At 71.2% G+C, this 16,952-nt stretch carries 18 protein-coding genes and 1 pseudogene; 8 read left to right on the top strand and 11 right to left on the bottom strand.

Annotated features, from left to right (window positions below; translation table 11 throughout):
* Window positions 1–19: 19 nt before the first annotated feature.
* Window positions 20–1,672: a glycoside hydrolase family 13 protein gene (locus A3CE_RS0145125; protein ID WP_020646716.1), complete on the top strand. Its 1,653-nt coding sequence runs from the start codon at window positions 20–22 to the stop codon at window positions 1,670–1,672.
* Window positions 1,673–1,681: 9 nt separating this feature from the next.
* Here the strand turns inward: A3CE_RS0145125 and A3CE_RS0145120 are convergent, their stop codons facing one another.
* Window positions 1,682–2,077: a winged helix-turn-helix transcriptional regulator gene (locus tag A3CE_RS0145120; RefSeq protein ID WP_020646715.1), complete on the bottom strand. Its 396-nt coding sequence runs from the start codon at window positions 2,075–2,077 to the stop codon at window positions 1,682–1,684.
* Window positions 2,078–2,253: 176 nt separating this feature from the next.
* Here A3CE_RS0145120 and A3CE_RS0145115 point away from each other — a divergent pair, with 176 nt between their 5' ends.
* Window positions 2,254–3,111 carry an SDR family oxidoreductase gene (locus A3CE_RS0145115; RefSeq protein ID WP_020646714.1) on the top strand — a complete coding sequence of 286 codons (858 nt, stop codon included), beginning with the start codon at window positions 2,254–2,256 and terminating at the stop codon, window positions 3,109–3,111.
* 71 nt (window positions 3,112–3,182) lie between these two features.
* Here A3CE_RS0145115 and A3CE_RS0145110 read toward each other — a convergent pair whose 3' ends face one another.
* Window positions 3,183–3,506: a helix-turn-helix transcriptional regulator gene (locus tag A3CE_RS0145110; RefSeq protein ID WP_020646713.1), complete on the bottom strand. Its 324-nt coding sequence runs from the start codon at window positions 3,504–3,506 to the stop codon at window positions 3,183–3,185.
* 184 nt (window positions 3,507–3,690) lie between these two features.
* Here A3CE_RS0145110 and A3CE_RS0145105 point away from each other — a divergent pair, with 184 nt between their 5' ends.
* From A3CE_RS0145105 to A3CE_RS0145095, 3 genes are all read left to right on the top strand, one after another.
* Complete coding sequence (locus A3CE_RS0145105; protein WP_020646712.1) at window positions 3,691–4,617, top strand: TerC family protein; 927 nt, start codon at window positions 3,691–3,693, stop codon at window positions 4,615–4,617.
* Window positions 4,618–4,641: 24 nt separating this feature from the next.
* On the top strand, window positions 4,642–5,037 hold the full coding sequence (locus tag A3CE_RS0145100; protein WP_020646711.1) for a bacteriophage spanin2 family protein: 396 nt from the start codon (window positions 4,642–4,644) through the stop codon (window positions 5,035–5,037).
* Window positions 5,038–5,175: 138 nt separating this feature from the next.
* Window positions 5,176–5,703, top strand: a complete 528-nt coding sequence (locus A3CE_RS0145095) for a hypothetical protein (protein WP_020646710.1) — start codon at window positions 5,176–5,178, stop codon at window positions 5,701–5,703.
* Window positions 5,704–5,887: 184 nt separating this feature from the next.
* Here A3CE_RS0145095 and A3CE_RS0145090 read toward each other — a convergent pair whose 3' ends face one another.
* The 4 genes and pseudogenes from A3CE_RS0145090 to A3CE_RS55750 form a co-directional block, all read right to left on the bottom strand.
* Window positions 5,888–6,631, bottom strand: a complete 744-nt coding sequence (locus A3CE_RS0145090) for a PP2C family protein-serine/threonine phosphatase (RefSeq protein ID WP_043791456.1) — start codon at window positions 6,629–6,631, stop codon at window positions 5,888–5,890.
* A gap of 25 nt (window positions 6,632–6,656) precedes the next feature.
* Complete coding sequence (locus A3CE_RS0145085; RefSeq protein ID WP_020646708.1) at window positions 6,657–7,895, bottom strand: GDSL-type esterase/lipase family protein; 1,239 nt, start codon at window positions 7,893–7,895, stop codon at window positions 6,657–6,659.
* 147 nt (window positions 7,896–8,042) lie between these two features.
* Window positions 8,043–9,584, bottom strand: coding sequence for an alpha-L-arabinofuranosidase B (locus A3CE_RS0145080; RefSeq protein WP_026469480.1), 1,542 nt, complete (start codon window positions 9,582–9,584; stop codon window positions 8,043–8,045).
* Window positions 9,585–10,094: 510 nt separating this feature from the next.
* Window positions 10,095–10,340, bottom strand: a pseudogene (locus tag A3CE_RS55750) (WYL domain-containing protein); the annotation flags it as partial.
* Between the two features lie 9 nt (window positions 10,341–10,349).
* On the opposite strand from A3CE_RS55750, the gene A3CE_RS0145070 reads away from it, so the two are divergent.
* Entirely contained in the window at window positions 10,350–10,649 is a 300-nt protein-coding gene (locus tag A3CE_RS0145070) for a hypothetical protein (RefSeq protein WP_245589857.1), read from the top strand.
* Window positions 10,650–10,730: 81 nt separating this feature from the next.
* Here the strand turns inward: A3CE_RS0145070 and A3CE_RS0145065 are convergent, their stop codons facing one another.
* Complete coding sequence (locus A3CE_RS0145065) at window positions 10,731–11,057, bottom strand: rhodanese-like domain-containing protein (RefSeq protein ID WP_020646704.1); 327 nt, start codon at window positions 11,055–11,057, stop codon at window positions 10,731–10,733.
* Between the two features lie 75 nt (window positions 11,058–11,132).
* Between A3CE_RS0145065 and A3CE_RS0145060 the strand changes: the two genes are divergently transcribed.
* Entirely contained in the window at window positions 11,133–11,711 is a 579-nt protein-coding gene (locus tag A3CE_RS0145060; RefSeq protein ID WP_020646703.1) for a TetR/AcrR family transcriptional regulator, read from the top strand.
* Between the two features lie 28 nt (window positions 11,712–11,739).
* On the opposite strand, the gene A3CE_RS0145055 is transcribed toward A3CE_RS0145060, so the two are convergent.
* The 4 genes from A3CE_RS0145055 to A3CE_RS0145040 all read right to left on the bottom strand — a co-directional run bounded on the left by A3CE_RS0145055 (window position 11,740) and on the right by A3CE_RS0145040 (window position 14,724).
* Window positions 11,740–12,408: a hypothetical protein gene (locus A3CE_RS0145055; protein ID WP_020646702.1), complete on the bottom strand. Its 669-nt coding sequence runs from the start codon at window positions 12,406–12,408 to the stop codon at window positions 11,740–11,742.
* A gap of 18 nt (window positions 12,409–12,426) precedes the next feature.
* Window positions 12,427–12,792 carry a hypothetical protein gene (locus tag A3CE_RS0145050; RefSeq protein WP_026469478.1) on the bottom strand — a complete coding sequence of 122 codons (366 nt, stop codon included), beginning with the start codon at window positions 12,790–12,792 and terminating at the stop codon, window positions 12,427–12,429.
* A gap of 38 nt (window positions 12,793–12,830) precedes the next feature.
* Complete coding sequence (locus A3CE_RS0145045; protein WP_020646700.1) at window positions 12,831–13,199, bottom strand: roadblock/LC7 domain-containing protein; 369 nt, start codon at window positions 13,197–13,199, stop codon at window positions 12,831–12,833.
* A gap of 685 nt (window positions 13,200–13,884) precedes the next feature.
* A complete protein-coding gene (locus tag A3CE_RS0145040; RefSeq protein WP_026469477.1) occupies window positions 13,885–14,724 on the bottom strand; it encodes an LLM class F420-dependent oxidoreductase in 840 nt (279 codons plus the stop codon).
* 159 nt (window positions 14,725–14,883) lie between these two features.
* Here A3CE_RS0145040 and ligA point away from each other — a divergent pair, with 159 nt between their 5' ends.
* Window positions 14,884–16,875, top strand: coding sequence for an NAD-dependent DNA ligase LigA (gene ligA, locus A3CE_RS0145035; protein ID WP_020646698.1), 1,992 nt, complete (start codon window positions 14,884–14,886; stop codon window positions 16,873–16,875).
* Window positions 16,876–16,952: the final 77 nt, after the last annotated feature.

The following is a 16,952-nucleotide window of genomic DNA, read 5'->3' as shown; positions in this document are numbered from 1 at the left end:
TGCGTGCGAAGATCCCGGGGTGTCACGAATTTCCTCCCGCCCGCGCTCGTTCTGGGACGACGCGGTCGTCTACCAGCTGTACGTCCGCTCGTTCGCCGACAGTGACGGCGACGGCGTCGGCGACCTCGGCGGGGTGATCCGGCGGCTCGACCACATCGCCGGGCTCGGCGCCGACGCCGTCTGGCTCAACCCCTGCTACCCCTCGCCGCAGGCGGACCACGGCTACGACATCGCCGACTACCGCGCCGTCAACCCCGAGTACGGCAGCCTCGAGACGTTCGACCGGCTGGTCGCCGACGCGCACGCCCGTGGGCTGCGGATCCTCATGGACCTCGTCCCGAACCACTGCTCGGATCGGCACCCGTGGTTCACCGCGGCGCTCGCCGCCGGCCCCGGCACGCCCGAACGCGCGAAGTTCCTCTTCCGCGACGGCCTCGGCGACCAGCCGCCGAACAACTGGCAGTCGGTCTTCGGCGGGCCCGCCTGGACCCGCGTCACCGAACCCGACGGCACGCCCGGGCAGTGGTACCTGCACCTGTTCACCCGCGAGCAGCCGGACTTCGACTGGCGCAACCCGGAGGTCCTCGCCTACTTCGACGACGTCCTGCGGTTCTGGTTCGACCGCGGGGTCGACGGGTTCCGCATCGACGTGTGCCACGGGATGATCAAGGACGCGGCCCTGCGGGACTGGGACGGCGGCGGCTACAACGCCCGCAGCTGGAACCAGCCGGAGGTCCACGAGATCTTCCGCCGCTGGCGCGCGCTCGCGGCGGGCTACGGCCCCGAGCGCGACCTGCTGCTCGTCGGCGAGGTGTGGGTCCCCGACCCGGCCGACCTCGACCACTACCTGCGCCCGGACGAGCTGCACCAGGCCTTTTCCTTCGACCTGCTGGTCCAGCCGTGGGCAGCGCCGGCGCTGCGCGGTGCCGTCGACCGCGCCGCGGCCCGCACCGCCGCCCACGGCGCCCCGGCGGCGTGGACGCTGGCCAACCACGACGTGCACCGGGCCGTCACCCGCTACGGCATCGTCCGTCCCGAGCCGGCGCCGGCCAGCAACGACGCGTTCGCCGCCCTGATGCGCCCGCGCGGCGAGGTCGACACCGCGCTGGGCGAACGACGCGCCCGCGCCGCGCTGCTCCTGCTGCTCGCCCTGCCGGGCTCGGTGTTCCTTTACCAGGGCGAGGAACTCGGCCTGCCGGAGGTGCTCGACCTGCCTGACGAAGCCCGCCAGGACCCGGTGTTCCACCGCACCGGCGGGCAGGAAAAGGGCCGCGACGGCTGCCGTGTCCCGCTGCCCTGGACCGCGGCGGCCCCGGCTTTCGGGTTCGGCACGGGGGTGCCGTGGCTGCCGCAACCGGAGTGGTTCGCGGGGTACGCCGCCGACGTGCAGGAGAAGGACGACGCGTCGACGCTGCACCTCTACCGCCGGGCCCTGCGCGCTCGGCGGGACCGCGGCCTCGGCGAGCCGGGAGCGGTGGAGTGGCTCGGCACCGGGGAGGACGCCGTGCTCGCTTTCCGGCGCGGGGAACTGGTGTGCGTGGTCAACACCGGCAGCGCGCCGTTCACGCCGCCCGCCGGATGGGGCGAGGTCGTGCTCGGGAGCACGCGGTTCGAGGGGGATCTGCCGGGTGATTCCGCGGCGTGGTACTCGACGTCTTCCCCCGAAGCCTGAGCGGCTTCCCTATCCCGCGCTACCGGCTTTCGCTTCGTCGTAACGAGCTTGAGCCGCCATGGCGGCCGGAACACCGGCCTCCAGGAACTCGATCAGCCCCAGCAGCCGCCCCGCGACCTCCCGGCCCGCCGGCGTGAGGCTGTATTCGACGTGCGGCGGGATGGTCGGGCGGGCTTCCCGGTGCACGAAGCCGTCGCGCTCGAGCGCCTGCAGCGTCTGGGCGAGCATCTTCTCGCTGACCCCCTGCACGCGGCGGCGCAGCGCGTTGAACCGGAAGACACCGTCGTTGAGCGCGACGAGCGCCAGGACGCCCCATCTGCCGGTGACGTGTTCCAGCAACGTGCGCGAAGCACACGCGGCGCTGAACACGTCCGCGACCAGGGCATCGTGCTCGAAGTCGGGCATCCCGTCACCTCCTTCGCCGAGTTCCGTCCGCTGTGCGTCCACAGTCTGATACTACCCAGCTGATACTACCCAGGAGTTTGCACTGCGGATGTGACTACACTAACAATCAGTTTGTACTTTCGAAAAGTTAGTACATCCTCCAAGGGACACGGTAGTTGAAACTTCAAGGAGCCATCATGATCGTCGTCACCGGCGCCACCGGCCACCTCGGCAAGCTCGTCGTGGAAGGCCTGCTCGAGAAGCTGCCCGCAGACCAGGTCGCCGCCGCGGTGCGCAGCCCGGAAAAGGCCGCCGACCTCGCCGAGCGCGGCGTCGAGATCCGGCGCGCCGACTACACCGACCCCGGCAGCCTGGTCACCGCGTTCAAGGGCGCCGACAAGGTGCTGCTGGTCTCCAGCAGCGAGGTCGGCCAGCGGGCGGCGCAGCACCAGGCGGTCATCGAGGCGGCCAAGCAGGCCGGCGTCGGCCACCTCGTCTACACCAGCGCCCCGCAGGCGACGACGTCCGCGCTCGTGCTGGCCCCGGAGCACAAGGCGACCGAGGAGCTGATCCAGGCGTCCGGCCTGCCCGCCACGATCCTGCGCAACAACTGGTACAACGAGAACTACCTCGACACGATCAAGCAGGCCGTCGCCACCGGCAGCTTCGTCGGCAGCGCCGGCGAAGGCCGCGTCGCCAGCGCCGCGCGCGCGGATTACGCCGCGGCGGCGGTCGCCGTGCTCACCGGCGAAGGCCACGAAGGCAAGATCTACGAGCTCACCGGGGACGTCGCCTGGTCGAACGCGGAACTCGCCGCCGAGATCGGCAAGGCCACCGGCCGCGAGATCACCTACACCGACCTCCCGGCCGACGAGCACGCCAAGGCCCTGGCCCAGGCCGGTCTCCCGGAGCCGGTCGCCGGCTTCGTCGCCGCCCTGGACGCCAACATCAAGGACGGCCTCCTGGCCGAGACCACGCCCGACTTCCACGCCCTGACCGGACGCCCGAGCACTCCGATCGGCGTCACCGTGGCCGAGATCGTCGACGCCGGCTGAGCCCTCCGGCGCCACGGCGGGGAGCCTCCGGGTTCCCCGCCGTTTTCGCGCCCTGACTCACGAAAGGCCGGTCACGTCGGCGAACCCGCCTCGGCACCGCCCGGCGGAACGCGCTCGCCGGTGTCGAGGCCGAGCGCCTCGACCAGGTCGGCCACCCGGTGGTGGGCTTCCAGGGGGTGGCGCAGCCGGCCTTCCGGGTGGATCTTGTAGTGGTTGCGCCGCCCGACCCGCTCGCGTTCGAGGTAGCCCTCCGCGATCAGGTCAGCGAGGATGAGCTGCACCCCGCGTTCGGTGATCCCCACGTGCTCGGCGATGTCGTGCAACGTCCGGTCCGGGTCCGCGGCCACGCACAGCAGGACGTGCGCGTGGTTGCTGAGGAACGTCCACGAAGCCATACCGGCCACAGTAGACGTCCGAACTTGACAGACGAAGTCCAGTTCGTCATTCTGGAGGTACGGAGGGGAGTACCCGCCCGGTCCGGCATCGTCAGTCCGGCTGCCCCAGCGCAGCCCGGTGCCGGCGCCACACCCGTGTGGCCGGGGAGACCTCTGGTTCGTCACCGAACCGGAGGAGTCTGTCGTGACCGTCCCGATCTGGGCCTGGGCCGCCGTGCTCGGCGTCATCCTGGCCATGCTCGCGATCGACCTGCTCGCCCATCGCCGCGCGCACGTCGTCGGCGTGCGGGAAGCACTCGCGTGGTCCGCGGTGTGGGTCGCGCTCGGGCTCGCCTTCGGCGCCGTCGTCTGGTGGGCTTGGGGCGCGGAGTTCGCGGGACAGTACTTCGCCGGCTACGTCATCGAGAAGTCCCTCGCAGTCGACAACGTCTTCGTGTTCGCGATCATCTTCGGGTACTTCGCCGTCCCCCGCGAGCACCAGCACCGCATCCTGTTCTACGGCGTGCTCGGCGCCCTGGTGTTCCGGGCGGTGTTCATCGCCGCGGGTTCGGCCCTGATCGCGAGTTTCGCGTGGATCCTCTACGTCTTCGGCGCTTTCCTCGTCATCACCGGCGCGCGGATGGCGCTGCACCGGAACGAGACCGCCGACTACGAGCAGAACGTCTTCCTGCGGACGTTCCGCCGGATCGTCCCGTCCACCGACCGCTACCACGGCAAGAAGTTCCTCGTGCGCCAAGGCGGCCGCTGGGTGGCCACCCCGCTGCTCACCGTCCTGGTACTGATCGAGGTCACCGACATCGTCTTCGCGGTCGACTCGATCCCGGCGATCTTCGCCGTCACCCAAGAACCGTTCCTGGTGTTCACGTCGAACGCCTTCGCGATCCTCGGCCTGCGGGCGATGTACTTCCTGCTCGCCGACGTCATGCACCGGTTCGTCTACCTCAAGCTCGGCCTCGCCCTGGTGCTGGTCTGGGTGGGCGTGAAGATGCTGCTGCTCGACCTCTACAAGATCCCGACCGCGCTCTCGCTGGCCGTGGTCGGCGTGATCCTCGGGACGGCGTTCGCCGCCAGCCTGATCCGGACGCGCGCCACCGCGCGCTCCGGCGCCTGACCCCTCCCCCGGAAAGGTTTCACCATGCGTTCGACGAAACGACTCGCGACGGCCGTCCTCGGCGGCGGCCTCCTGCTGGCCCTCACCGGCTGCGGCGTCGCCCAGCAGGCCTCCGAAACCGCCGGCCAGGCCGGCAACGCCGCGTCGTCCGCCGCGGTCTGCGCGGACGCGGTGCGGATCACGGCGACCGTGCCGGACCTCACCGACCCGCGGGCCGCGGCCGACCGCGCCCACGCGGCCGCCGGCGAACTGTCCGAACTGGCCTCCCGAGCCGCGAACACCACGGTCGGCGGCGCGATCGACACCCTGGCCGGATCCCTGCGCCAGACCACGGTCGAGGACCTCGCCAACGCCCCGGCCGCCTGGCTGCAGAAGCGGACCGAGCAGGTGTCCGCGCTCACCAAGGCGTGCGGGCTCTGACCACGCGGCGGCGCCGGACGTCGTGAACGACTCTTTCCTGTCGTCGGACGAGAGGAAAGAGTCGTTCACGACGTCGCCACGGCGGGCCGCCTGATCTTGAACACCGGGTTCGTCGAGGCGGACAGCTAAGGTCCTCCCATGAACGAAGCCCGGACGCAGGCTCCGGCCGGTTCCGCGCCCGCGGAACGTCCGCCCCTGGTGGCCGCCCTGCGGGAACGCGTCTACGCGACACTGGTGGGCCTGTCGACCGTGGTGCTCCTGCTGAACTACGCCGACGGCACGTCCGCGGCCGAAGCCGTCGCCGACATCGCGGCCGCGATGGGCGCCCTCTGCCTGGCCGGCGGGTTCGCGGACATCAGCGCGCACCGGATCGCGCACGGCCACTTCCCGCGCGGCCAGGACCTCCGCCACATCCTCCTGGCGGCGGGCCACGTCCTGGAGACCGCCCTGCTGCCCGTCCTCAGTGTCGGCGCCGCGGCGCTCGGCTGGCTGTCGCTGAGCACGGCGCTGTGGATCGCCGCCCTCTCGCTGGTGCTCACCATCGCCGCGCTGGCCCTGTCCGCCACGCGGCGCGCCGACGTCCGGTGGGCGGTCAAGCTGCTGCTCTTCGTCGTGGAGATGGCGATCGCCCTCGCGGTGGTGGCGGTCAAGCTGCTCGCCCACTGAGCCACCCGGGGCGGCGGGCGGTCCGCGGCGGGGCTCTGGTTTGAACCGGGCCGCGAACCTGGGCCAGCGGCGCCCGGGGCCGAGGCCCTCCGTCTCCGTGACTTGGCTCCAGTGTCCTGCGACAGGCCGCGCGAGGCCAGACCTGGAAGTCCCCGCACTGTCCCGCGTTCGGGTGATCCCGGGGTCAGGCCGGGATCACCCGGACGACCACCGCGCTCGCGTTGTCCTGGCCGCCCGCCGCGTCGGCGTCGGCCAGGAGCCTGCCGACCTGCTCCGCCGGGGGCGCGGACGACGCCAGCACCTCCTGGATGCGCTGGTAGGGAACCTGCTCCGCGACGCCGTCACTGCACAGCAGCAGGACGTCGCCGGGACGCGGCGCGATGTTGAGCACGTCCGGCTCGGGCTGCGCGGGATGCCCGAGGTAGCGGGTCAGCTGGTAACGCGCGGCCCGCGCTTCGGGCGAGTCGAACGCGTACCAGCCGTTGACGGCGCCGAGCCACGCCATCGTGTGGTCGGTGGTCAGCAGCTCCAGCAGCCCGTCCCGCAGCCGGTAGGCGCGGGAGTCGCCGAGCTGGACGATCCACAGGGCGGTCCCGGCCGCCACCAGCGCCGTCAGCGTGCACCCGGTCAACCCGCCGATCCGCCGCCCGGCCGCACGGACCTCCGCCTGGGCCCGCGCGACGGCCACCCGCAGCGTCGCGGCGTCGACAGCGCCTTCGGCGGCCGACAGCTGCTCCCCGAAGACGGCGACTCCGGTCCGGCCGGCCGCGCGGCTGCCTTCGCCGTCGCCCATGCCGTCGGCGACGACGGCCAGCAACGGCTCCTCCCGCAGGTGCACCACGTCGAAGTTGTCCGCGTAGCGCCGGCCCACCACGCTTCCCCCTGCGGCGCGCAACGCGAACCCCGCCGCACTCGACACCTCCGTCATGACCGCATGATGCCAGCTCCCGGGCTCAGAGCCCGAACGCCCGGAGGTCGATCGACTCGCCGAGCAGCCGGTCGCCTTCGGCGTTGGGGTGGTAGCAGTCGGTCCGCCAGTCGGCGCGGATCACCGTCGGGTCGGCGGGGTCGCGGAGCACGGACTCGAAGTCGAGCACCGCGTCGAACGTGCCGGACGTGCGGATCCACGCGTTGACGGCGAGCCGGGCCTGTTCCTTCGCGCTGCCGGCGGCGTTGCACATCGGCAGGATGGTCGCGCCGACGATCTTGCGCCCGGCCGCGTGCACCCGCCCGGCGATGGTCCGCATGGCGTCGATGACCTGGGAAGCCGGCGCCGGGGCCGCGTTGTCGCCGCCGCCGAGGTCGTTCGTCCCCTCCAGGAGCAGGACGTACCGCACGCCCGGCAGGGAAAGCACGTCACGGTCGAGCCGCAGCGGCGCCGGCGGGCCGCAGCACTGCCCGGTCGGGTCGTACGGGTTCGGCTGGACGCTGACGGTGTTGCCGCTGATCCCGGCGTTGGCCACCGACAGCCGCCGTCCCGGCGGCCGGGTCGCGATGCGCGCGGCGAGCACGTCGGTCCAGCGCGGGCCGCCGCCGAAGGCGTTGTAGCCGTCGGTGATCGAGTCTCCGAGGGCGACGATGGTGCCGCGGGCGGCGGAGACGGCACTGATCGCGTCCACCCACCACAGCACGCCACGGGAAAACGGGCCGTAGGCGGTGCCCGGCACGTTCGCCCCGGCGTCGCCCGGGCCGGTCGAGAGGAACGATCCCGGCGTGTCGGTCTCCGGCGGCGGGAACGTGTGGTCGTCGATCGGGGAACCGGGGGCGTACACGCTGACCGCGACGTGGTCGCCGCGTCGCACGGACAACGGCAGCGGGTCGGTCCACGCGCTGCCGCCCGGCGGGATCGTCACCGCGTGCCGGAACCCGAACGTGGCACGGCGGTTCGACCCCGGCACCAGCGCCGGCGAATCCGTCGACGGCTGGAGCCCGGCCCACACCGACCGCACGGTCAGCGCGGTGGCCCCGAACGGGTTGCTCAGCCGGACCCGCAGCCCGGTCCCGCTCGCCGTCACGGTGAGCACGTTGCGGACCGTGACGTCGGGCGCGGTGCCGTGCACTCCTTCGAGCGCGGACTCCGTCACCGTGACCGAGTGCGCCCAGGCTTCCTCGGCCGGGGCGGCGTCCGCGATCGCCGGGGTCAGCAGCGACGCGGAAACAGCGAAGACAACAGCGGTTCGGCGGAGACGCATCCGGTCGTCCTTTCCTCACAACGCTCTCCCGCAGGGAGCGTTCCCAGCCGAAGGTAGCGCGGCGTCGCCCACGCTGACAAGACGCCGGCAGGAAAGCGCTTTCGCACGCCTCGCCCGGCCGGCGGGCGAGGCGTGCGAAAGCCCGGATCAGGACCAAGGAGAGCTGACGGCCCAGCTCACGTCGTCGTTGTAGGCGTTGGTGCTGTCGAAGGCGTTGGAGCCGCCGTTGGCCGCGATGTAGACGATGTTGTTGTAGTGGCGGACATACCGGTCGGGGAAGTTCACCGACCGGAGCGAGGCACCCTGCCCGCTGCGGCCGGCCTCCGGGCAGAACGTGGCGTCCTGGCCGAAGAGCGCGCTCCCGTCGTTGCCCTGCAGGTGGAGCTGGTAGTTCTGGTGCCGCAGATACTGCCCCGCGGTGTTCTTGGACTCGAACGACACACACGAGCTGTCGGCCAGCCCGGCCCGCACGGTCCAGGACGCGTTGCCCTTCTCGGTCGCGGAGCTGCCACTGGTGACGACCGCGGTGTCCACTGTGGACCCGGTGTGGTGGATGTAGCGGTCGGTGCAGCAGGCGGTGGTGGCGCGCAGCGAGACGGACGTGCCCGGCGTCAGGCCGGTCCCGGCCGAACCGGTGGCGTACCCGGCCGCGGTGATGTTGGCCTGCACCGCGTTCTCGGTGGCGTCCGACGGATACCCCGAGGTCATCACGCCTTCGTAGAAGGTGCCGCGGGCGCCGACGCTGTTGTCGCCGCCGATGCCCAGGATGATGGCGCCTTCCTTCTTCATCGGGTTGTAGCCCGAGACGTTGGGACGCACTCCGTCGTAGAACGTCGACACACCACCGGACTGGGCGTTGCCGCCGCGGATGGCCCACCGGTTCTGGCCGCCCTTGACGATGGCGGTCAGGAAGCGGTGGCTGATGCTCGGGTCGTTGGCGTTGTAGTGCTGGTTGACCCCGGAGAACAGGCCGTTCTCGAGGTCGGCCATGATCCACGGGCCGTTTCCGGCGCCGTAGCCCCAGACCTTGATGTTGCCGAAGTAGATGGCCTCCATCGTGCCGTTGCCGTTGTCCCGGCTGTTGCGCTCGGCGTTGCCGTAGTCGAAGCAGCAGCCGCCGTTGTAGTGCGTGCCGTCGAAGATCGCGTACATGCCTTCCGGCTGGTCACCGGTGGCGACGCCGTTGGTGTTGTTGTTGCGGTAGCCCGTTCCCGGCGCCACGTAGACGCCGTAAGCCTTGTGACCACCGACGGTGATCGGGGCCGAAGTGGCGTTGGCGAGGTTGTCGTACCCGCCCGCGGCCGGGCCGTTGAAGCCGCCGGGAGGTGCCTGCGTCAGCCGGTTGTTCCGGCCGGACTGGTCGTAGATGATCGTGATCAGGCAAGTCGTTCCGGCGCAGAAGGAATCCTGCGCCGCCGCGTTGGCGACGCCGCCGGCGGCCAGCGGGGCGATGTCGCGGGTGGTGTTGTCCGAGGCGCGCCGGACCTGGTACAGCGGGCCGGTGTAGGCGCCGTACAACGCCCTCGTGGTGCTGTGCGCGGCCACGCACGGCGTGCCGCCGGCCGCGTAGATGTCGCACGGCCCCTGCGTGGCCGCCTGCGAGGTGCCGACACCGGCCAGGAGGCCCGCGGCGAGCATCCCGGCCGCGATGACGGCCTGCGAAAAGTGAAATCTCGACTGTCGTGCCATTGATCTCTCCCGTTGCGTTCGGGGAAACTGCCGGATTTCCGGCGGGGCATGACTTCACCGGCACGCCGGCGCGCACACGGGAACCCGCGAGCACGGCGGTGCATGCCGTGGAGTTGCTGAACAACGAGGTGCGTGGGCCGGCGCCGTTGCCAACCTCCTCACTCGGTCCGACGCACTCGGACGGCATAAGCGGAGCGATTGTGAGCGCTAACATAACTCTCGGGCCGACGAAGTGCAACGGCCGATCGCGGGGCGCGGCAAGGCCGGAAAAGCGTTCGACACCTTCACTTCGACGCGGCCGGGCGCACCATCGGCCAGGCCGGGGGGTCGGCCCGTCTTCGACAGGAACGGGACCGTCGTCCCCCGCCGGCCACGGCGGTAGCGCAGCAGGCGGCGCAGGACTCTTCTCCCACCCGACCGCGGCACTCACCACGGCCAGGTAGCTTTCGTCACGCGCGCGGGACGGAAGCCACGGAATCCTCTGTGGACAGTGGCGTCGCCTGCCCTCGCTCAGCCGGCCGCCCTGCCGAACCGCGCCGCCAGTACCCGCACGTGCTCGACCAGCTCCGGCGGCTCGTGCACCTCGAAGTCGAACCCTTTCCCCGCCACGTAGATGGCCAGCTCGTCGAGCGAATCCGACCCCGTACGCAAGGTGCAGCTGCGCTCGTCGATCGGCTCCAGCGCCCCCGTGGCCGGTGCGATGCGTTCCGCCGCCGTCTCGGCGCTGACGTGCAGGGTGAAGCGAGCCTGGTACCGGAGGACGCCGTGGACCGGGACCTGCTGCTCACCAACGTGATGCTGTACTGGCTGACCGGCACCGCCGGGTCCTCGGCCAACTGCTACTACGAGACCGCGCACGCCGGAGCCTGGGGCGCGAGCGAGCGGTCGCCGGTGCCGACCGGCGTCGCGGTGTTCCCCCTGGACGTGTCGATCCGCGGCCCGCTCGAGCGGGAGCACACGATCGTGCACTGTTCCGAGTTCGGCCGCGGCGGTCACTTCGCCGCGATGGAGGCGCCCGACCTGCTCGTCGACGACGTCCGCGCGTTCTTCGGCAAGCTGCGCTGACGACACCCGAAGTTCGTGATGGCCACCTTGAGGAACTTGAAGTTCCTCAAGGTGGCCATCACGAACTTTCCGCCCGGCGGGTCAGGCCGACTCGGTGGGCAGGCCCGCCGCCACCCAGTCCTCGATGCCCTCGCGGTACTTGCGGACGTCGGCGTAGCCCAGGGCGGTGAGCCGGTCGGCCACCTGCCCGCTGTTGGGGCACGCGGGGTTGGCGCAGTAGGTGACGATCGGGGCGGCCCGATCGGGCAGCACGGCGGCCGCCTGCGCGCCGACGTCGGCCAGGACCAGGGCGACGGCGCCGGGCAGGTGCTGCTTGGCGTAGTACTCGCCGCCGAGCGCGTCGACCACCGTCACGGCGCCCTCGTCGATCGCGGCCTTGAGCTCGTCACGGGTGATGAGTGCGGTCATGTCGCTCCCTCGGGATAATCGGACTATAGTCCGGCTGTGCTTCCCGAAGATAGCGGACCGCAGTCCGATTTCGCAATGCCGCTCGACTTGCTTCGCGCGCCCCCGCCCAAGGAGCGCGCGGACGCCGCCCGCAACCGGGCGGCCATCCTGGACGCGGCGGCCGGGCTCTTCGCCGAACACGGCGTCGACGCGGTGTCCATGGACCAGGTGGCGGCGGCCGCGGGCGTCGGCAAGGGCACGCTCTTCCGCCGCTTCGGCGACAAGGCCGGGCTGGCCGCCGCGTTGCTGGACGCCCGGGAACGCGTGCTCCAGGAAGGGATCCTGCACGGGCCGCCGCCGCTGGGCCCCGGCGTGCCGCCTGCCGAACGCCTCGCCGCCTTCGCCGAGGCCTACCTCGACTACCTGTTCGAGCACCTGCCCGTGGTGCGGATGTCGGAGACCGCGGCCCCGGGGGCCCGGTACCGGATCGGCGCCTACCGGTTCTGGCACCGGCACCTGACGATCCTGCTCGCCGGCACGCCCGACCCCGACCACACCGCCCACGCCCTGCTCGCGCCGCTCGCCGCCGAGCACGTCACGGCGATCCTGCCCGGCCTCGGCGAACAGCGCGTCCGCGCGGGCGTCGCCCGCCTCTGCCGGCAGGCCTTTTCGTGAGACCCTTTCGTGCGACCAGGACGTCTCCTCAGGCCGGGACGTCCAGTTCCAGCCCCATGACCCGGGCGGTGCGCCGGCGGCGGAGCCACCCGCGGGCCGGGGTGCCGTCCGGGAGCTCGTCGAGGAACGCCTTGCGCTGCTCCGGCGTCGCCGACCGCCAGCGCAGCGCGAGCACCGGGCGGACCGGTGCGATGAACGGGCGCACCCGTTCGTGCGCACCGGCGAGCCGCACCTCGTGGTCGCGGTCCGGCCGGTAGGCGAGTTCCAGGTCGATCAGCGGCTCGGCGCCGCCGGCGCGGTGACGGCACCGCGAAAGCATCCGCGCGAGCTCGTCCATCGCGACCCGCACGGTGCAGGGCATCTGGTCCTGCCAGCGGCCGAGGCGCGGGGCGTTCACCGCCGCCGCGGTCACCTCCTCGGCCAGCACGACCAGGGCCCGGACCGGCGTCCCGGCGAGCTCGACGCGGATCCGCCGCCCGTCCGCGTCGACGAAGAACCGCACCACCCGGCCGGCCACGACGGTGCCCGACCGCAGCCGCACCCAGTCCTCGACGGCGTCGGGTGACGGGCACGACGACACGAACGTGAACGCCAGCTCCTCGCCGGCGAGGGTCATCGTCACCGGGAACAGCGAACCGAGGTCGTGCATCAGCGCCGAACCGATGACGAGTGCGGCTCGCGAGCCACCTCCGGCCATCGGCTCCTCCTCCCCGGGTTACACCTGCAGGTCCGCTTCGATGCGTTTCAGGTAGTGCCGGGCCAGCGCCAGGTTCGCCCGGTCGCGGTCCAGCACCAGGTACAGGAACAGCGAATTCCTCGACGAGTTCATCAACCGGATCAGGTGGTACTGGCGGTGCAGCGTGATCAGGATGTCCTCGATGGTGTCGTTGAGCGCCAGCGAAGACATCACCCGCAGTTTCGACCGCACGACCTCGGTGTTGCCCGCCGCGGCGACCTCCAGGTCGAGCCAGTCACCGCCCCCGCTGGTACCGAGCGACATACCGCTTTCGTAGTCGACCAGCGCGACGCCGACGGCACCGGCGATCGACATGGCTTCCTTGAGTGCTGTGTCGATGTTCATCATCATGCTGCATCCTTTCCGTGAATGTGGCCGGATCGCTAAGCGGCCAGGATCGCGCCGATCCGTTCGATGACCGGCCGGGATTCGAACAACAGGCGCCCGACGTTCAGCCCTTTGTCCCCGAGCACGACCATCAGCGCCAGCCGCCCGATGGCGTAGACGGCCATGTAGCCTTCGGTACCGAACACCACGGTCTGGCTCAGCGCGCCTTTCCCCGTCATTTCGGCCGCCTGGCGCGCGATCCCGAGGTCGGCCGCGGCGAGCGCGGAGATCTTCGCCGGGTCGATGTCCTCGGCCGCCTCGGCGATGATGGGTATCCCGTCGACCGCGGCCAGCACCGTGCCGGTCACCCCGGCGACACCTTCCCGGAGATTGCGCAGTTCGCCGGCCAGCGCTTCGAAGTCCACTGTGTTTCTTCCCGCCTCGGAGTTTTCTTCCCGCCTCGGAGTTTTCTTCCTACCTCGAAAATGTCCGAACGCGAGACAAAAGGGCGTTCGACAAAGAGCGTCAGCCAATCGGTCCGCTCTCCGCCGGACGAACCCTACCGTCGGCATCACTGCCCGCCAATCGATTCAGCACGACCCGGGCAAGCATTACCCGATCGAGTGAAACGGCCTGATTTACGAAACGGAAAGAAATTGACGAGCCGTGGCGTCGTTCATTGATCACGCGAGCGGCGATCCGGATTGTGGCAAAATATCGGCGCTCCGCGTGAAGTGCCGCGACACCGCCGGGCGCGGACCTCGGCCGCCGGCGGGTGCGCGTACTCGCCAGCGGGCCGGCCGTCGCGAAGGGACCGAGACGGCACGGAGGCGAGCACGCTGCGCGACGAACTCCCGGAGGCCCTTCGCCCGGTCGGCCGCACCACGCTCGGTGACCGGCCGGCCGAGTCCGCCCGGCAAGATCCACTGAGGTGGGTGACACCCGGGCCGAGCGCGTGGCGGCCGCTGCCGCGGTGTCTTGAATGACTCATTCAGGTCTTGGGAGGTCTTGAATGAGTCATTCAAGACCTCCGGCGAGCCTTCGACGTCCGCGTCCTGCGGATCCGCGTCTCCGCCTACCGGCCCCAGCGGCGCCGGGGCGGCACCCGGTTCAGCGCAACGGTTCCAGCGCCTTCGCCAGCGGCTCCAGCACGGCCGGGGTGTGCGGCGGCGGCAGGTAGACGATCGCCAGGTCCAGGCCGGCTTCGCCGAGCGCCTCCGCTTCGGCGGCCACCTGGGCGTAGTCGAGGTCCGGGCCGAGCCGGACGTGCGAGGACAGCGTGATCTCGGCCGGGTCGCGGCCGACGTCCGCGCAGTGGCGGTGCAGCACCTCACGCTTGCGGGTGAACTCTTCGGGCGAGCCGCCGACGAAGTTCCAGTGCTGGGCGTACTTCGCGGCCGTGCGCAGGGTGCGCTTCTCGCCGCTGCCGCCGATGCAGATCGGCGGATGCGGCCGCTGCACGCCCTTCGGCTCGCACCGGGCGTCGGTGAGCTGGTAGTGCTCGCCCTGGAACGTCGTGGTCTCCTGCGTCAGCAGCCCGACGAGGACCTCGCAGGCTTCCTCGAACCGGTCGCTGCGCTCCTTGACCGAACCGAGCTGCATGCCGTACGCGCCCGATTCCTCTTCGTTCCAGCCGGCGCCGATGCCGATCTCCAGCCGGCCGCCGGAGACGATGTCCAGCGTCGTGGCCATGTTCGCCAGCAGCGCGGGGTGGCGATAGTGGATGCCGCTGACCAGCGTGCCCAGCCGGAGCCGCTTGGTCGCCTGTGCCAGCGCGGTGAGCGTCACCCAGCCCTCCAGGCAGGGCCCGGTCGAATCGGAGAAAATGGGATAGAAGTGGTCGAAGGTCCAGCCGGATTCGAACAGCTCGATTTCGTCGGCGGCCTGCCACACGGCGAGCATGTCGGCCCATTCGGTGTTCTGGGGCGAGGTCTTGATGGCGAATCGCATGATCTTCATCGTAGCCCTGGAGCTCCTCCAGAACGGCCACGAACCGCGTCGCGAACGCGGCTTCGGCCCGCCAGTCGTCCCACGCCAAGGCGACGAAGGGACGGCAACCGCTTTTGTTGGTTGTCCCAGTGTCGGTGGTGCCCGGTAACGTCCTGAGGCGTGAACGCTCAGGAACGCATCCAGGAACTCGCCGACCGCATCGTGGTGCTGCGCGACGCCTACTACCGCGGTTCGCCGCTGGTGGCCGACGCGGAGTACGACGCGATCGAGGACGAGCTGCGGAGCCTGATCGGGACGCACCCGGAGCTGGCACCCGACCCGAACCCCCTCGACGAGGTCGGCGCGCCCGCGGTGCTGCACGCGCCGATCCGGCACTCGCGGCCGATGCTGTCGCTGGACAAGGCGACCACGCCGGACCAGGTCGTGGCGTTCTTCGAACGTTTCCCCGGCCAGCCGGTGGTGGTCATGCCGAAGCTCGACGGCCTGTCGCTGGCCGTCGTGTACGAAGACGGCCGCCTGGCCAGGGCGGTCACCCGCGGGGACGGCACGACCGGCGACGACGTCACGGTGCTCGTGCGGGCGCTGACCGACGGGATCCCCGAGCGCGTCGGCGCACCGGGCCGCGTCGAGGTCCGCGGCGAGGCGGTCATGCTGCGCTCTACGTTCGCCGCCTACAACGCCGCGCACCCGGACAAGCCGCTGATCAACCCGCGCAACGCGGCGGCGGGCACGCTGCGGGCCAAGGACCCCGCCACCGTCGCCGAACGGAGGCTGCGGTTCTTCGCCTTCGACCTGCTCACCGAACCCGACAGCGCGGAGACCGACCTCGGCAGCGCGCTGCACACGCTCGGCTTCACCGCGGCCGACATGCGGCGCTGCGCCGACGCGGCGTCGGCGCAGGAGGTGATCGGCGAGATCGAGCGGCAGCGCAACGACCTGGACTACGACCTCGACGGCGCGGTGCTGCGGCTGGCCGACCGCGACGCCTACGCCGCCGCCGGGACGCGGTCGAGCTCGCCCCGCGGCGCGCTGGCGTTCAAGTTCGCGGCCGAGGAGAAGACCACCGTGCTGGCCGACGTGGTCTGGGACGTGGGCAAGACCGGCAAGATCGCCCCGGTCGCCTGGCTGGAACCGGTGTTCGTGGGCGGGACGACGGTCACCCGCGCGACGCTGGCCAACCAGGAGGTGATCCGCGCCCGCGGCATCAAGATCGGCGACACCGTCCTGGTCCGCCGCGCCGGCGACGTGATCCCGTTCGTCGCCGGCGTGCTGGACGCCTCGAAACGCACCGGCGCCGAGCGGGAGATCGTCCCGCCGGACGCGTGCCCGTCGTGCGGACAGCCGCTGACCGAGCAGGGCAAGAGCCGGGAACTGTTCTGCACCAACGTTTCCTGCCCGGCCCAGACCGTCCGGCGGCTGATCCACTGGGCCTCACGGGCGGCGGCGGACATCGACGCGATCGGCGGGGTGTGGATCGAACGGCTGGCCGAGGCGGGGCTTCTCGAGCACCCGTCGGACTTCTACCGGCTGACCAAGGAAAGGCTGCTGGAGTTCGACCGCGTCGGCGAGGTTTCGGCCACGCGGATGATCGAGTCGATCGACACGAGCCGCTCGGTCGGCCTGCGCCGGGCGCTGATCGGGCTGGCGATCCCGATGGCGTCCGAAGGCACGGCCACCCGCCTGTGCCGGGCCGGGTTCGGCTCCCTGGAAGACGTCGCGGCCGCGGGCGTGGACGGGCTCGTAGCCGTGGAGGACATCGGGCCGAAGGTCGCCGCCTCGCTGATCGAGCACCTCACCCGGCTGCGGCCGGAACTCGAGCGCCTGCGCGAGGCCGGCGTCTCCCTCGACGTGCGGGAGGAAGACCTGCCGCAGGTCGTCGCGGCCGGTGCGCCGCTGGCGGGCAAGACGGTGGTGGTCACCGGCACGATCAGCGATCCGCGCTCCGGCGAGAAGGTCGCGCGCCCGACCTTCCAGCGGCTCTGCGAGAAGGCGGGCGCCACCACGGCGTCGTCGGTCTCGGCGAGCACCGACCTGCTCATCACCGGCGCCGACGTCGGGGCGAGCAAGCTGACCAAGGCCGAGAAGCACGGCGTCGAGGTCGTCGACCAGGGCGAGATCTGGCAGCAGCTGATCGCGGCCAGGATCGTCTAGCACCCGCCGTCACCCGTCACGGTCCACGGACAGGGTCACCCGTTCGTGGCACGCCCCGGGGGACGACACTGAGCGCG

Source organism: Amycolatopsis balhimycina FH 1894, assembly GCF_000384295.1.
Lineage (GTDB): Bacteria > Actinomycetota > Actinomycetes > Mycobacteriales > Pseudonocardiaceae > Amycolatopsis > Amycolatopsis balhimycina.
The sequence above is the reverse complement of the archived record's forward strand: the minus strand, read 5'-3'. Positions and strand labels throughout refer to the sequence as shown.

Excerpts from the sequence above, each read along its gene's own strand:
- A3CE_RS0145100 (WP_020646711.1), top strand. The coding sequence starts at position 4,642 with ATGCGTTCGACGAAACGACTCGCGACGGCCGTCCTCGGCGGCGGCCTC.
- A3CE_RS0145090 (WP_043791456.1), bottom strand. The coding sequence starts at position 6,631 with ATGACGGAGGTGTCGAGTGCGGCGGGGTTCGCGTTGCGCGCCGCAGGG.
- A3CE_RS0145110 (WP_020646713.1), bottom strand. The coding sequence starts at position 3,506 with ATGGCTTCGTGGACGTTCCTCAGCAACCACGCGCACGTCCTGCTGTGC.
- A3CE_RS0145065 (WP_020646704.1), bottom strand. The coding sequence starts at position 11,057 with ATGACCGCACTCATCACCCGTGACGAGCTCAAGGCCGCGATCGACGAG.
- A3CE_RS0145085 (WP_020646708.1), bottom strand. The coding sequence starts at position 7,895 with ATGCGTCTCCGCCGAACCGCTGTTGTCTTCGCTGTTTCCGCGTCGCTG.
- A3CE_RS0145120 (WP_020646715.1), bottom strand. The coding sequence starts at position 2,077 with ATGCCCGACTTCGAGCACGATGCCCTGGTCGCGGACGTGTTCAGCGCC.
- A3CE_RS0145040 (WP_026469477.1), bottom strand. The coding sequence starts at position 14,724 with ATGCGATTCGCCATCAAGACCTCGCCCCAGAACACCGAATGGGCCGAC.
- A3CE_RS0145080 (WP_026469480.1), bottom strand. The coding sequence starts at position 9,584 with ATGGCACGACAGTCGAGATTTCACTTTTCGCAGGCCGTCATCGCGGCC.
- A3CE_RS0145050 (WP_026469478.1), bottom strand. The coding sequence starts at position 12,792 with ATGAACATCGACACAGCACTCAAGGAAGCCATGTCGATCGCCGGTGCC.
- A3CE_RS0145060 (WP_020646703.1), top strand. The coding sequence starts at position 11,133 with ATGCCGCTCGACTTGCTTCGCGCGCCCCCGCCCAAGGAGCGCGCGGAC.
- A3CE_RS0145115 (WP_020646714.1), top strand. The coding sequence starts at position 2,254 with ATGATCGTCGTCACCGGCGCCACCGGCCACCTCGGCAAGCTCGTCGTG.
- A3CE_RS0145095 (WP_020646710.1), top strand. The coding sequence starts at position 5,176 with ATGAACGAAGCCCGGACGCAGGCTCCGGCCGGTTCCGCGCCCGCGGAA.
- A3CE_RS0145055 (WP_020646702.1), bottom strand. The coding sequence starts at position 12,408 with ATGGCCGGAGGTGGCTCGCGAGCCGCACTCGTCATCGGTTCGGCGCTG.